The 12,711-nt window shown below is 72.2% G+C and carries 15 protein-coding genes; 7 read left to right on the top strand and 8 right to left on the bottom strand.

All coding sequences use genetic code 11. The annotated features are described in order from the left end of the window. The first annotated feature begins 68 nt into the window (after positions 1-68). Positions 69-773 carry a cellulose biosynthesis protein BcsS gene (bcsS, locus tag ACPCJR_RS18795; protein WP_391513149.1) on the top strand — a complete coding sequence of 235 codons (705 nt, stop codon included), beginning with the start codon at positions 69-71 and terminating at the stop codon, positions 771-773. A gap of 7 nt (positions 774-780) precedes the next feature. Here bcsS and ACPCJR_RS18790 read toward each other — a convergent pair whose 3' ends face one another. Then, positions 781-1,515, bottom strand: coding sequence for an SDR family NAD(P)-dependent oxidoreductase (locus ACPCJR_RS18790; protein WP_391513151.1), 735 nt, complete (start codon positions 1,513-1,515; stop codon positions 781-783). A 141-nt stretch (positions 1,516-1,656) separates the two neighbouring features. Between ACPCJR_RS18790 and ACPCJR_RS18785 the strand changes: the two genes are divergently transcribed. Together ACPCJR_RS18785 and ACPCJR_RS18780 are read left to right on the top strand one after the other, a co-directional pair. Beyond that, entirely contained in the window at positions 1,657-2,523 is an 867-nt protein-coding gene (locus ACPCJR_RS18785) for a methionyl-tRNA formyltransferase (protein ID WP_391513153.1), read from the top strand. A gap of 5 nt (positions 2,524-2,528) precedes the next feature. Continuing rightward, positions 2,529-2,690 carry a DUF2256 domain-containing protein gene (locus ACPCJR_RS18780; RefSeq protein ID WP_181425488.1) on the top strand — a complete coding sequence of 54 codons (162 nt, stop codon included), beginning with the start codon at positions 2,529-2,531 and terminating at the stop codon, positions 2,688-2,690. A 3-nt stretch (positions 2,691-2,693) separates the two neighbouring features. On the opposite strand, the gene ACPCJR_RS18775 is transcribed toward ACPCJR_RS18780, so the two are convergent. The 4 genes from ACPCJR_RS18775 to ACPCJR_RS18760 all read right to left on the bottom strand — a co-directional run bounded on the left by ACPCJR_RS18775 (position 2,694) and on the right by ACPCJR_RS18760 (position 5,402). Continuing rightward, positions 2,694-3,287, bottom strand: coding sequence for a nucleotidyltransferase family protein (locus ACPCJR_RS18775; RefSeq protein WP_391513155.1), 594 nt, complete (start codon positions 3,285-3,287; stop codon positions 2,694-2,696). Further along, positions 3,274-4,284 (bottom strand): molybdopterin-binding protein, encoded by a 1,011-nt coding sequence (locus ACPCJR_RS18770; RefSeq protein WP_391513157.1) that lies wholly within the window; start codon positions 4,282-4,284, stop codon positions 3,274-3,276. The genes ACPCJR_RS18775 and ACPCJR_RS18770 overlap by 14 nt, the downstream gene beginning before the upstream one ends. A gap of 4 nt (positions 4,285-4,288) precedes the next feature. After that, a complete protein-coding gene (locus tag ACPCJR_RS18765; protein ID WP_391513159.1) occupies positions 4,289-5,008 on the bottom strand; it encodes an XdhC family protein in 720 nt (239 codons plus the stop codon). Positions 5,009-5,078: 70 nt separating this feature from the next. Further along, on the bottom strand, positions 5,079-5,402 hold the full coding sequence (locus ACPCJR_RS18760; protein ID WP_110351725.1) for an XdhC family protein: 324 nt from the start codon (positions 5,400-5,402) through the stop codon (positions 5,079-5,081). 168 nt (positions 5,403-5,570) lie between these two features. On the opposite strand from ACPCJR_RS18760, the gene ACPCJR_RS18755 reads away from it, so the two are divergent. Beyond that, a complete protein-coding gene (locus ACPCJR_RS18755) occupies positions 5,571-6,701 on the top strand; it encodes a branched-chain amino acid ABC transporter substrate-binding protein (RefSeq protein ID WP_391513161.1) in 1,131 nt (376 codons plus the stop codon). A gap of 311 nt (positions 6,702-7,012) precedes the next feature. Then, positions 7,013-7,294, top strand: coding sequence for a translation initiation factor IF-1 (gene infA / locus ACPCJR_RS18750; protein WP_056239380.1), 282 nt, complete (start codon positions 7,013-7,015; stop codon positions 7,292-7,294). Between the two features lie 218 nt (positions 7,295-7,512). On the opposite strand, the gene parC is transcribed toward infA, so the two are convergent. Both parC and recO read right to left on the bottom strand, forming a co-directional pair. Continuing rightward, positions 7,513-9,756, bottom strand: coding sequence for a DNA topoisomerase IV subunit A (parC, locus tag ACPCJR_RS18745; protein ID WP_391513163.1), 2,244 nt, complete (start codon positions 9,754-9,756; stop codon positions 7,513-7,515). Between the two features lie 48 nt (positions 9,757-9,804). Next, a complete protein-coding gene (gene recO / locus ACPCJR_RS18740; protein WP_110351728.1) occupies positions 9,805-10,545 on the bottom strand; it encodes a DNA repair protein RecO in 741 nt (246 codons plus the stop codon). Between the two features lie 127 nt (positions 10,546-10,672). Here recO and ACPCJR_RS18735 point away from each other — a divergent pair, with 127 nt between their 5' ends. After that, entirely contained in the window at positions 10,673-11,065 is a 393-nt protein-coding gene (locus tag ACPCJR_RS18735) for a hypothetical protein (RefSeq protein ID WP_391513165.1), read from the top strand. 44 nt (positions 11,066-11,109) lie between these two features. Beyond that, positions 11,110-11,805 carry a gamma-glutamylcyclotransferase gene (locus tag ACPCJR_RS18730; protein ID WP_391513167.1) on the top strand — a complete coding sequence of 232 codons (696 nt, stop codon included), beginning with the start codon at positions 11,110-11,112 and terminating at the stop codon, positions 11,803-11,805. Positions 11,806-11,910: 105 nt separating this feature from the next. On the opposite strand, the gene ACPCJR_RS18725 is transcribed toward ACPCJR_RS18730, so the two are convergent. Further along, a complete protein-coding gene (locus ACPCJR_RS18725; protein WP_331288376.1) occupies positions 11,911-12,708 on the bottom strand; it encodes a lytic transglycosylase domain-containing protein in 798 nt (265 codons plus the stop codon). Positions 12,709-12,711: the final 3 nt, after the last annotated feature.

Raw genomic sequence — 12,711 nt, 5'->3', positions numbered from 1 at the left:
GACGCCGGATGTTCATCTCTGCCCTCCTGCGAAGCATTCCGTACCGCCGGAGGATCTCCCGGCGGCCCGTGTGCCGTCACGCACATCCGCGGGCTCTTCCCCTCGCCGTCTGCGTTCTGGTCGCCTGTCACCCGGTGCGCGCGGAGGAGAGCGCGCTGCGCACCGTCCTGTTCGGCAGCCTGGAAGCCGGAGCCTCGACCTTCTCGTCGAGCGGGGCGAAACTCGCCTTCGACCGGTTCGACCGCGATGGCCCCGTCGCTCTCGTGACGTTCGGCAGCGGCGTCCGGCTCGAGAGCGCCGCGCCGACGCTGGTGCGCCTGACCCTCCTCGGCGCCGCGCTCGGCGGCTACCAATTCATCCAGGACTGGGGCGCGGTGAGCGTCTTCGCCGGCCCGGAGGCTTCCTGGGAATCTTTGTCGGGCGCCGGCGGGATGCAGGCGCTGCCCCTGCAGGCGGGCCTGCGGCTCCACGGCGAGGTCTGGGCGCGGCCGACCGCGGAGACGCTGGTGACCGCGACCGCCATCCTCGGCACGGCGCGCGGCGACGCCTATACCCGCCTGTCCTGGGGCCTTGCCCTCTTCGGGGCCTATCTCGGGCCGGAGGTCGCCTTCTACGGCGACCGCACCGACTACCGGAAATGGAGCCTCGGCCTCCACGCCACCGATTTCGCCCTCGGCGAGACCCGCTTCCGGCTCTCCGCCGGCTGCCAGAGCGAGAGCCCGGGCGATCGGCTCAGCCCCTACCTCTCCCTCGCGGTCTGGCGGACGCTGTGAGGCTCGCTCAGCCCTTCGTGCGGAGCGAGGAGCGGCCGCCATCGACGCCGATCACCTGCCCGGTGATGTAGCCCGCCTCGGGACCAGCGAGGAAGGCGGCGAGCGCGGCGGCATCCTCCGGCTCGCCGAGGCGCTGAAGCGCGTGCATCCCGGCGATGCCGGCGGCCAGGGTCTCGTTGCGGGTGATGGCCTCGGCGAGTGGCGTGCGGGTCAGCGAGGGGGCGACGACGTTCACCCGGATCGTCGGCGCGAGTTCCGCCGCGAGCGAGAGGGCGAGCCCCTCGACCGCCCCCTTGGCCATGGCGACGGAGGCGTGGTGCGAGAAGCCCTGCGCGGCGGCGACGGTGGAGAACAGCACCACGCCCGCGCCGCCCCGCCCTGCCCCGGCCTTGAGCGCGGGCGCGGCGGCCTGGATGGCCAGGAAGGCGCCCAGCGCGTTGATGCGGAAATCGGCCTCGATGCGCGCCGGATCGAGCTTGGCCAGGGGCGCGAGCTGGATCGTGCCGACCGCGTAGACGAGGCCGCCGAGGCGGGGGCCGGCCGCCTCCGCCACCCGCGGGAACAGATCCGGATCGGTCACGTCGCCCACGGTGAAGCCGGTCTCGCCGAGTTCGGCCGCCGCCCTCTCCAGGCGCGCCGCATCGCGGCCGACGAGATGGAGGGCCGTGCCCCGGGCACGCAGCGCCCGCGCCGTGGCGAGGCCGATGCCCCCGGTCCCGCCGTAGATCACGACCCGTTCCATCAACCCCCTCCCGTCCGCCGCGACCGATTCCACCGGCGCGCGAAATCGACTAGCTAAGGCGCGGCCGGCCCGCAGGGAGTCGGCGACCGCCTCGGCCGGCCGCGCCGAACGTCGCAGGACCACGCAACGGGACCGCCACCCATGAAATTCGCCTTCGCCGGCATCGACTTCCTCGGCGGCGTGTTCGACGGGCTGGTCGAGGCCGGCTGGACGCCGGTGAAGCTGTTCACGCGCCCCTGCGACGGTATCTACGACCACAACGACATCGTGGTGGCCCAGGCGCGGCGCCACCGCATCCCGATCCAGCTCTCCCGGCTGCGGCCCGACGACATCGAGGGACTGGCGAAGGAGCACGGGCGCGACCTCGTCCTCGTCGTCTCGGGCTATCCCTGGCTGGTGCGGGGCTGGCACGGGCGGGTGCGCTACGCGCTCAACATCCATCCCTCGCCGCTGCCCACCGGGCGGGGGCCCTACCCGCTCTTCAAGGCGATCCTCGACGGCTACGAGAGCTGGGGGGTCACCGCCCACGTGCTGGCCGAGCAGGGCTTCGACACCGGCGACATCCTCGCCCAGGACATCTTCGCTCTCGGCGGCCACGAGACGCACGAGACGCTGCTCGCCAAGTGCCAGATGGCGGCCCGCCGCCTCGCCCTCGGACCGATCGGCAAGGAGCTCGCCGAGCGCTGGCGCCGGCCGGAGCCGCAGGGCGACGGCTCCTACTGGCCGCGGGTGAACGACGCCGACCGCAGCCTCGACTTCCGGAAGGACGTCGCCGAGATCCTGCGCCGGGTGCGCGCCTTCGGCACCATCGAGACCATCGCCCGGCTCGGCGACGCCCGGGTCTACGTCGCCGCCGCCGACGGCTGGACTGAGGCGCACCGCCATGCCCCCGGCACGGTGGTGCACCGCCACCGCCGCCACGCCGTGATCGCCGCCCGCGACGGCTACGTGCAGATCACCCGCTGGAGCCCGGTGCCGCTCAGCGAGGCGGGACAGATCGGGCGTTAGAGCCGGTGCCGCCGATGCGCCGCAAGGGCGACCTCCCCCAGAAGATCTGCGCGCAATGCGGCCGCCCCTTCGCGTGGCGCAAGAAGTGGGAGCGGGTCTGGGAGGAGGTGCGCTACTGCTCCGACCGCTGCCGGACAGAGGCGAAGCGCGCCGCGCGGAAGAGCTGACCGTCAGCCTTCGAGCGCCTCGGGCGTGTCGACATCGAACAGCACCGCCGGGTCGGCCGCCACTTCCAACACGTCGCCGCGGCCCTTCAGGATCGGCCCGGCCCCGCGATCCCCCGTGAGGCCGGCGAGCGCCTCGGCGAGGCGGCGCAGGTCGAGCAGCACCGGATTGCCGCGCCGCCCGCCGCTCACCGGAACCACCGCGGACGGGCGCGGCACGGCTCCGGCGTAGGCCGCGATCAGCGCGTCGAGATGGGCCGGGCCGATGCGCGGCATGTCGCCGAGCACCACCACGGCCGCCTCCGTCCCCGGCGGCAGGGCGGCGAGCCCCGCGCGCAGGGAGGTCGAGAGGCCGGCGGCCGGATCGGGATTCTCGACGAAGGCGAGAGCGAGCCCGGCGAGCGCCGCCCGCACGCCTTCGGCCTGCGCGCCGAGCACCGCGACGACGGGCCCGGCGCGGGAGGCGAGTGCCGCCTCGGCCGCGCGCCGCACCATCGGCGTGCCGTCATAGGGCGCGAGCATCTTCGGCGCCGTGCGGAAGCGGGAGCCGAGGCCGGCGGCCAGGATCACGGCGCCGACGGAGGGCTCAGTCACCGTCACCGCCCGAGCGGAGCTGACCGCGCAGCGGGATCTCGGTGAGCAGGCCGCCGACGCCGAGGCGCACGATGTCGGCCCGGGTCACCGGCAGACCCGCGAGCAGGCGATGCAGCACGAAATCGAAGCCGTTCTCCTTGGGCGAGCGGGCGCAGCCCGGCGCCCCGATCACCGGCACGGCGCCGAGCGCGCCGAGCAGCAGCAGGTTGCCGGGATCGACCGGCATGCCGAACTGCTCGACCCGGCCGCCCGCCGCCTCCAGCCCGGCCGGGATCACGTCCCGCCGGTCGGCGATGGCCGAGGCGCCGAACACCACGACCAGCTCCGCCCCCTCCGCCGCCGCGCCCGCGATGGCGGCGGCGACCGCGCCGGCCTCGTGCCGGACGCGGGTCTCGGTGACGATCCGCGCGCCTGTCGGCGCCAGCCTTTCGGCCAGCACCCGCAGGGTCTTGGCGACGGTCGCGGATTTGAGGCCGGGCAGCAGCGTCGAGACCACGCCGATCCGGGCCAGGCGGTAGGGCGCGAGCCGCATCGGCGGCTCGGCCGCACTGGCGAGCGCCCGTTCCAGGGGCGCGCTCGCCACGGCGTAGGGGATGATCTTGATCGTGGCGACCATCTCGCCCGCCGCCACCGGCCGGAAGGCCGGCAGCGTCGCCACGGTGATCGCCTCGTCCACTGCGTTGACGGCATCGATCCGGTCGGTCTCGGCCACGAACACGCCGGCCGCCTCGGCGACGAGGTTGCAGCGCCCGGTGAAGGGGCGCTCCGGCCGCAGGCCGGCCCCGGCGAGATGGCGGGCGAGGCGGGCGGCCGCCTCGTCCTCGCCGACATCGCCCGGATCGAGGCGCACGGCCAGGATCTCGGCGATGCCGGATTCGGCGAGTCGCAGGGCTTCCTCCGGCGGGATCGGCCGGCCCTTCTTCAGGCTCGCGCCCTCCGCCCGCACCGTGTGGGCGGCGATGAGCCCCGCGCTGTCGCGCGTCGCGACGGGTCCGAAGCGCATCGGTTCAGGCCCCGGCCGGCGCGGCGTCGCGGGGTTTGTCCGAGCCCTTGCGCAAGGTCGAAACGACCTGCGCCAGGATCGCCAGGGCGATCTCGGCGGGAGAGACGGCGCCGATATCGAGCCCGATCGGGGCGTGGATCCGGCCGATCGCCGCCGCGTCGAACCCTGCCTCCCTGAGCCGCTCGACGCGCCGCGCATGGGTCTTCCGCGAGCCGAGCGCGCCGATATAGGCGCAGTCCGCCCGCAGGGCCGCGATCAGGGCGGGATCGTCGATCTTGGGATCGTGGGTGAGCGCGGCCAGCGCCGTATAGGCGTCGAGCGGCCCGACGACCTCCAGGGCCTTGTCCGGCCACTCGGCGATCAGGCGCACGTTCGGAAAGCGCTCCGGACTCGCGAAGGCGGTGCGGGGATCGATCACGGTCAGGTCGAGGCCGAGCTGCGCCGCGAGGGGGACCAGCGCCTGGGAGATGTGGACGGCCCCCACCACCACGAAACGGACCGGGGGCACGTGGACGGCCACGAAGACGGGCCGTCCGTCCGGCCCCTCGCCGAGGCCGCTGCGACCGCTGCGCAGCCGCTCGCGCAAGATATCGGCGAGCGGGTCGGCGTCGATCTCGGCGGCGCGCACGAGGCGCTGGCCGCCGTCCTCCGGGTCGGTGACGATCAGGGCGGCGCGCCGCGCCGCGCGCTCCGCGTTGAGGGCCGTCAGGGTCTCGAGGCGCATGGGATCGGACGCTCTGGTCGCGGCGGAGATCCGCGCGCGGAAGGGGATCGCGGGGTTGAGGACGACGAAATCAGTCGATGCGCTCGACGAAGACCCGGATGCGCCCGCCGCAGGAGAGCCCGGCCCGCCACGCGGTCTCGTCGGCGACGCCAAATTCCAGGGTGCGGGGGCGGCCGTCCGCGATCACGTCGAGGGCCTCGGTGATGACCTCGCCCTCGACGCAGCCGCCGGAGACCGAGCCGAGGAAGCGGCTGTCCCCGTCGATGACGAGATGGCTGCCGACCGGGCGCGGGGCCGAGCCCCAGGTCTCGATCACGGTGGCGAGCGCGACGGCGCGCCCCTCGCGCCGCCAGCCCTCGGCGGCACGCAGGATGTCGTCCTCGGTGGAGAGCATGGCTTCGGGTCCTGATAAATCCGGTTCCGCCGCCCCCGACCGTCCCGTCACGGGAGAGGTAGGCGCGCCGCCCCGTTCCGCAATGCGGCGAACGGAGGCGCTTGCACGGGAGGCGTGTGGGCGTATCAAGTCGAGGCCGTCGCATCGACGGGGTCCGGAGAGTGACGTGTGACGAAGCGGAGCGCGTGGCCGGCCCTCATCGCTCTGGCGCTCTCCGGCCTCGCCGGCCCGGCCGGCGCCGCCGAGCCCCTGAAGATCGGGCTCGCCGCCCCGCTCAGCGGGCCGGATGCCGGCTTCGGCCAGGGGGCGCGGCTCGGCGCCGAGCAGGCGGTGGCGGAGATCAACCGCACCGGCGGCGTCCTGGGCCGCAGGCTCCTGCTCGTGGTGCAGGACGATGCGGCCGACCCCAAGCAGGCCGCGGCGACCGCCCGTCGCTTCGCGGAGAGCGGCGTGCGCTTCGTCGTCGGCCATCTCACCTCCGGCGCGGCCGCCGCGGCGAGCCCCGTCTACGAGGAAGCCGGCATCGTCTCGCTCACCCCCGGCGCGACCTGGGCGCCGCTGACCCGCCGCGGGGCCGGCCTGCTCTTCCGCCTCTCCGGCAGCGACGCGCAGCAGGGCGCGCTAGGCGGCGCCCTGCTGGCCGAGCGGTTCGCCGCCAAATCGACCGCTATCGTCCACGACAAGACCAGTTTCGGCCGCGCCCTGGCCGACGAGGCCGCCCGCGCGTTGAGGGCGCGCGGCGGGCAGGAGCGCCTGTTCGAGGGCGTCTCCCGCGACGACCGCGAGACCGCCGCGCTGGTCGCCAAGCTGCGGGCGCTCGGGATCGAGGCGATCTATTTCGGCGGCCTCTCCGCCCCGGCCGCCGGGCTGATCCGGGCGATGCGCGAGGCGGGGCTCACCGCGACGGTGATCGGCAGCGACGGCCTGCTCGACAAGGATTTTGCGCAAGCCGCGGGACCGGGGGCGGAGGGCACGCTGATGACGCTGGCGCCCGCGCCGCCCCGCCTGCCCGAGCCGCGGGGCTCTGCGAAGGCGCCGCGCAGCCCGGAGGTCGAGATGTTCGCCGCCGGCGCCCACGCGGCGGTGGAGGTGATCCGCCGAGGCATCGAGGGCGCCCGCTCGGCCGAGCCCGCCCGGGTCGCCGCCTTCCTGCACGGCGGTGCGCCCCTGCGCACGCTGCTCGGCGAGATCGCCTTCGATGCCCGCGGCGATCTCACGAGGCCGCCCTTCGCCGTCTATGCGTGGCGCAAGCTTCCCGACGGCCGCCTCGACTTTGCCGGCAACGAAATCTCGCCTTGAGGGCGAAGATCGCCCCGCGCGGCCCCTTCAATCCACGTTAACTCACCGTGCGGCGGCGGATATTCTTGCACGAAGCGCCCCCGACGCTTAAGTCGCAGGACTGGTGCCCTTCGCGAAACGCCCGCCGAGCCGTCTTCCGGCCCGAGGGAGGACTCCCTGATCCGGGAGTTTCGCGAATGGCACCCGACGCCCGGCATCGCTGACGCCTTCTGAGCGGATCGGACCCGCAGCGCCGCGCGTTCCGCACGACAGACCATTTTTCCAATGTTGCCGGTGCGCCCCGTGCAGGCGGCCCGGCCGGAGACAAGTGCATGGCGAAAGAGGAATTGATGCAGTTCGACGGCTTGGTCGTCGAGATCCTGCCGGACGCGCGCTACCGCGTGCAGCTCGATCAGGGTCACGAGATCGTGGCCTACACTGCCGGCAAGATGAAGAAGAACCGCATCAAGACCCTGGCCGGCGACCGCGTCACCGTCGAGATGTCCCCCTACGACCTGGAGAAGGGCCGTCTGGTGTTCCGCCACAAGGACGAGCGTGGCCCGACCGGTCCGCGTCCGCCCCAGCGCGGCGGCCAGCAGTTCCGGCGGCGATAGGCATCCTACGACTTCCGACTGATCGATGCAGGTTCGGCGATACGCCGTCATCGCGAGTGGATGCGAAGCGATCCAGTAGCGCGACCTCTCCAGATGGTGCGGAGCGCTGGATTGCTTCGGCTCCGCCTCGCAATGACGGAGAGCGCGTCATGAGGCGGTTCGTCGTTCGATAAGACCGATGGGCGGCCTCCCAGAGGACACCGCCGACTCCCCAAAAACTACTTCCCGAACCGCTCGAACTTCGGGAAGCTGCGGGTCATCAGCGTCCCGGCATCGGACCGGTGGCCCATCCACTTCTCCAGCATCGCGCTTTGAGCGAGCCGCTGACCGGCGCCGTCGCGCCAGGGCAGCCCCTCGGCCAGGGTGAAGACGCAGGCGTCCGTGAGCCGGCTCTGGCGGCAGCGCTGCAGGCGCACGCCCTTGCCGCGGCCGAGTTCCGTCACCTCGGAGGCCGGGAAGACCAGCATCAGCTTGTCCGACGAGCAGACGGCGATGTGGTCGCCCTCGGCCGGGACCAGCAGCACCGCGCTCGCTCCCTCGTCGAGACCGAGGATCGCCTTGCCCTTGCGGGTGTTGGCGACCAGCGCGTCGGAGGGCGCGATGAAGCCGCGCCCGTCCGAGCCGGCGATCAGCAGCCGGCTCTCCGGCTTGTAGGGCAGAGCTGCGACGATCTCGGTGCCGTCGTCGAGATCCACCATCAGCCGCACCGGATCACCGAAGCCGCGCCCGCCGGGCAGCTTCGAGGCTTCCAATGTGAAGACCTTGCCGTTCGAGGCGAGCAGCAGGATCTTGGCCGTCGTTTCGCTGAGAAACGAGACCTTGAGGGTGTCGTCGCCCTTGAAGGCGACGCCTGACAGATCGGTGACGTGACCCTTGAGGGCGCGCACCCAGCCCTTCTCCGACAGGATCACGGTGATCGGCTCGCGCTCGACCATGGCGGCGGTGAAGTCGATGCCGGCGGTGTCGGGCGGATTCTCCAGGGTGGTGCGGCGCTTGCCCAGCTTGGTCTCGGGCCCGAAGGTCTTCTTCACCGCGCGGATCTGCCGGGTGATGTCGGTCCATTGCAGCTTCTCGGACGCCAGCAATTCCTCGATCCCGGCCTTTTCCAGGGTCAGCGCGTCGAACTCGCGCTTCAGCTCCATCTCCTCCAGCTTGCGCAGGGAGCGCAGGCGGGTGTCGAGGATGGCGTTGGCCTGGACCTCGGTGAGTTCGAACCGGGCCATGAGGCTGGCCTTCGGCTCGTCCTCCTCGCGGATGATGCGGATCACCTCGTCGAGGTCGAGATAGACGATGAGCAGGCCGCCCAGGATCTCGAGGCGGCGCTCGATCTGGCCGAGGCGGTAGCGCGAGCGACGCTGGAGCACGACGCGGCGGTGATCGACCCATTCCCGCAGGCACTCGGCCAGTCCGATGACGCGCGGCACGACGCCGCCGACGAGGACGTTGAGGTTCAAAGGCACCCGCGCCTCCAGCTCGGAGAGCCGGAACAGCGATTCCATCAGCATGACCGGATCGACCGAGCGCGAGCGCGGCTCCAGCACGACCCGCACGTCCTCGGCCGACTCGTCGCGCACGTCGGCGAGCAGCGGCAGCTTCTTCTCTTGGAGCAGATCCGCGAGCTTCTCGATGAGCCGGGCCTTCGGCACGCCGTAGGGGATCTCGGTGACGACGATGTTCCAGGTGCCGCGCCCGAGATCCTCCTTGGCCCAGCGCGCCCGCACGCGGAAACCGCCGCGGCCGGTGCGGTAGGCCTCGCGGATGGTCTCCGGGCTGTCGATCAGGATGCCGCCAGTGGGGAAGTCCGGCCCCTGCACGAAGGTGCAGAGCTGCTCGGAGGTCGCCTCGCGGTTCTGGATCAGGTAGAGCGCCGCGTCGCAGAGTTCGGCCGCGTTGTGCGGCGGGATCGAGGTCGCCATGCCGACCGCGATGCCCTGGCTGCCGTTGGCGAGCAGGTTCGGGAAGGCCGCCGGCAGGACGATCGGCTCCTCCTTCTCGCCGTTGTAGGAGGCGCGGAAATCGACCGTGTCCTCGTCGATCCCGTCGAGCAGGAGCCGGGCGACCTCGGTGAGCCGCGCCTCGGTGTAGCGGTAGGCGGCGGGGCCGTCGCCGTCGATGTTGCCGAAATTGCCCTGGCCGTCGACCAGTGGGTAGCGCTGCGCGAAGTCCTGGGAGAGGCGCACCAGCGCGTCGTAGATCGCTTGGTCGCCGTGGGGGTGGAAGTCGCCCATCACGTCGCCGACGATCTTCGCGCACTTCTTGAAGGCGGAGGTCGGGTCGAGCCGGAGCAGCCGCATGCCGTAGAGGATGCGCCGGTGCACGGGCTTGAGGCCGTCGCGGGCGTCGGGCAGCGCGCGCTGCATGATCGTGGAGAGCGCGTAGGCGTAGTAGCGCTCCTCCAGCGCCGTCTTCAGCTCGACGCTCTCGATGCCGTCGCTCGGCGGCGGCAGGACGGGCTGGCCCATCACTCACTCCACATCATGTCTCGAAACGGGAACATAACACGAACACCATCAACTCTGGCCAGCGCCGAGTGCGACGAATCGTGCGCGCTCCTCCGGCACGTCCTGCGCCCGCGGGCGCCAGACGTGCTGATCGAGGAAATACCCCGTCAAGGTAAACCCCTCCCGAACGGCATGGGCGTCGGGCGTCTGCCAGCCGCTGCCGGGTTGGTCGCGGTCGCGCAGGAAGGGCGGCAGCGCCAGCAGGCGGTCGCGATAGGGCTCGCCCGCCGAGGCGCTGACGGCCCGGCCGCTCTTGGGCGAGACGTAGACCAGGGCGTCGTTGGCCCCCGTGGCGGCGCAGTGGGACAGGTCGAGGCCGAAGCCGAGCCCGGCCAGCAAGGCCAGTTCGAAGCGCACCATCAGCGCCGGGGCGATCTCCGGCTCGTCGAGATGCTCGATCAGAACCTGCGCCGCCTCGTAGAGCGCCGGGTGCGGATCGCGCTCGGGCAGCAGCCGCAGCAGCGAGCAGAGATGGGCGACGCCGTAGAGCGCCAGCCCCGACCCCATCAGCCGCGCGGCGACGAGGTTCAGGGGCTCGACTGCGTAGGAGCCGAGCGCCCCGTCGAGCCGCGCCCGCCAGGTGGCGCGAAGGGTATTGCCGGGCTGCAGCATCGGCTGCATCCGCCGCGAGCGCCCGCCATGGACGAGCCCGAGGTGACGCCCGTGATCCGGCGTCATCAGTTCGAGCACGACCCCGGTCTCGCCGTGCTTGCGCAGGCCGATCACGAGGCCTTCGTCGATCCATTGCATGGGAGACAGATAGTCATTCCGAGGCGAAAACGGGACTGCTCGGCGCACCGAAATCGGGTTGCGAGGACGGGACCGTTTCCCGCCCTGATCGAAAGCGCTAAGCTTCTGCCACTCAGGAGATTCGGCGATGGTCGGGCGGCGCGGTGGAGTGATGCTGGCGATGGCCCTCGCGGCCGGTGGCTGCACCGCGACCGCGGCACCGCCTGCCCCGACGGCCTCGACCGGCACGGTCCGCGAGCGGATCGCGGTGCTCGCCCGCGGCCAAGTCGAGTTCGGCTCGGTCTCGCTGCTCCCCGTGCGGTTCGAGCGCAGCCGCATCGCCGGCCCCTTCGAGGATGGCGGCCGCCGGCTCTACTGCGTCTCGACCCGCATGAGGGGCCGCACTTTCGACAAGCCGGAGCGGCCGAAGCTCGTGCTGCGCGAGGAAGCGGGCGCGCTCACGATCCTGCGCGACGAGGAGGACGTCTGCGAGGGGCACCGCAGCGAGCCGTTCGCGGAGCTGGATTCGCCGGGGGCCTGACGGGGGTTGCGCCGCCCCCCTCGAAAGTGGTCCGTTCGGGTCCGATGGCCCCGCGTCCCCTGTCCCTCTCCCTCGACCTGATCGCCCAAGCCCATCCCGACGCCGTCCCCGACGACGCGAATGCGCTGACGCTGCTCTCCGACGAGGATCTGTCGCCCGAACTCGAAGCCATGCTGGCACGGCGCGCCTCGCCCGAAGGCGGGCTCTGGGTGTTCGCCTACGGCTCGCTGCTGTGGAGCCCGGAATTCGCCTTCACCGAGCAGCGGCTCGGCACGCTGCGGGGCTGGCACCGTCGCTTCTGCCTGCTGCAGCGGCGCTTTCGCGGAACGCCGGAGAATCCGGGCTTCGTGCTGGGGCTCGACCGGGGCGGGATCTGCCGGGGCGTCGCCTTCCGCCTGGACGATGGCGACCCGCACGCGACCCTGATGCCGGTCTGGCGCCGGGAGATGAAGGGCAAGGGCTACGAGGGGCGCTGGGTCCGGGTCGAGACGGAGGCCGGACCGGTCACGGCGCTGACCTTCATGGTGAACCGGGCGAGCGACCGCTACGCCGGCCGCCTCTCGGATGCGGAGATCGCGGAACGGATCGCGACGGCCTGCGGCCATCTGGGCCCGAGTGCGGAATACCTGTTCCGCACCGTCGAGGCTTGCGCCGCGCTCGGCATCCACGACCGGCACCTGTGGTCGCTCCAGGCGCTCGTGGCCGAGCGCCTGCGGGAGGAGTACGCCGCCCGCCCGTAGACTCCGCCCGTCATCACGGGGCGGAGCCGACGTGATCCAGGGCGCGACCTCTCCGGAAAGGACAGCGCCCTGGACGGCTTCGCTCTGCTCGCAGTGACGGAAGACTTACTGTCCGTCGATCCGCGCGCCGAGGAGCGCGATGGCGCGCTGGTAGACGCCCGCCGCGTTCCAGCCCTGGATCGCGGCGAAGTTCGGCTCGCCGGGCTGGTAGCCCGCGCCCCGCTGCCAGCCGTGGCCCTTCAGGAAATTGGCGGTGGAGTTCAGCGCCACCGGCGCGCTGTCGAGGCTACCGCCGACGCCGTAGGTCAGGACGTTCTTGGGCAGGAACTGCGTGTGGCCGACCTCGCCATGCGCCGCGCCGCGGGTCGCGGAAGTCAGCACGCCACTGTCGACGAGCTTGAGCGCCGCGTAGAGCTGATCGGTGAAGAAGGCCGAGCGGCGGCAATCGTAGGCCAGCGTCGCCACCGCGGAGAGGGTGTTGACGTTGCCCTTCACGGCACCGAAGCCGGTTTCCATGCCCCAGATCGCCAGAAGCGGGCCCGGCGGCACGCCGTAGCGCTGCTCGATCGAGGCGAAGAGCGCCGCGTTCTGCGCTTTGAGGGCGCGCCCGCGCGAGACGATGGTGTTGCCGCCGCGCTTGGCCAGGAACTGGTCGAGCGAGAGCTTGAAGCTCTTCTGGCCCCGGTCCGCCGAGATCGTCGCGGTGGAGTAGGAGGTGTTGGCGAGCGCGGCCAGCGCCGCTGGGCTCGCCCGGCCCCTGGCCTCGGCGGCGAACTCGTCCTTCCAGGCCTCGAAGCCGGCGGCGCTGTTGCCGCATTGCGCGGCCTGCGCCGTGCCGGCGAGCCCGATCAGGGCGGCGACGGCGGTCGCTCTCAGCCCTTGCCTCAAACCGTATCCGGTCATCCC

This window comes from Methylobacterium sp. NPDC097929, from assembly GCF_049543375.1.
Classification (GTDB): domain Bacteria; phylum Pseudomonadota; class Alphaproteobacteria; order Rhizobiales; family Beijerinckiaceae; genus Methylobacterium.
Note: the sequence above shows the minus strand (reverse complement) of the source record. Positions and strands in the feature narration are given on the sequence as shown.

Bases quoted from the DNA above. Each gene is read 5' to 3' on its own strand.
- ACPCJR_RS18770 (WP_391513157.1), bottom strand. From the start codon at position 4,284: ATGCGCTTCGGACCCGTCGCGACGCGCGACAGCGCGGGGCTCATCGCC.
- ACPCJR_RS18730 (WP_391513167.1), top strand. From the start codon at position 11,110: ATGGCCCCGCGTCCCCTGTCCCTCTCCCTCGACCTGATCGCCCAAGCC.
- recO (WP_110351728.1), bottom strand. From the start codon at position 10,545: ATGCAATGGATCGACGAAGGCCTCGTGATCGGCCTGCGCAAGCACGGC.
- ACPCJR_RS18765 (WP_391513159.1), bottom strand. From the start codon at position 5,008: ATGCGCCTCGAGACCCTGACGGCCCTCAACGCGGAGCGCGCGGCGCGG.
- ACPCJR_RS18725 (WP_331288376.1), bottom strand. From the start codon at position 12,708: ATGACCGGATACGGTTTGAGGCAAGGGCTGAGAGCGACCGCCGTCGCC.
- ACPCJR_RS18760 (WP_110351725.1), bottom strand. From the start codon at position 5,402: ATGCTCTCCACCGAGGACGACATCCTGCGTGCCGCCGAGGGCTGGCGG.
- ACPCJR_RS18790 (WP_391513151.1), bottom strand. From the start codon at position 1,515: ATGGAACGGGTCGTGATCTACGGCGGGACCGGGGGCATCGGCCTCGCC.
- ACPCJR_RS18785 (WP_391513153.1), top strand. From the start codon at position 1,657: ATGAAATTCGCCTTCGCCGGCATCGACTTCCTCGGCGGCGTGTTCGAC.
- parC (WP_391513163.1), bottom strand. From the start codon at position 9,756: ATGGGCCAGCCCGTCCTGCCGCCGCCGAGCGACGGCATCGAGAGCGTC.
- infA (WP_056239380.1), top strand. From the start codon at position 7,013: ATGGCGAAAGAGGAATTGATGCAGTTCGACGGCTTGGTCGTCGAGATC.
- ACPCJR_RS18735 (WP_391513165.1), top strand. From the start codon at position 10,673: ATGGTCGGGCGGCGCGGTGGAGTGATGCTGGCGATGGCCCTCGCGGCC.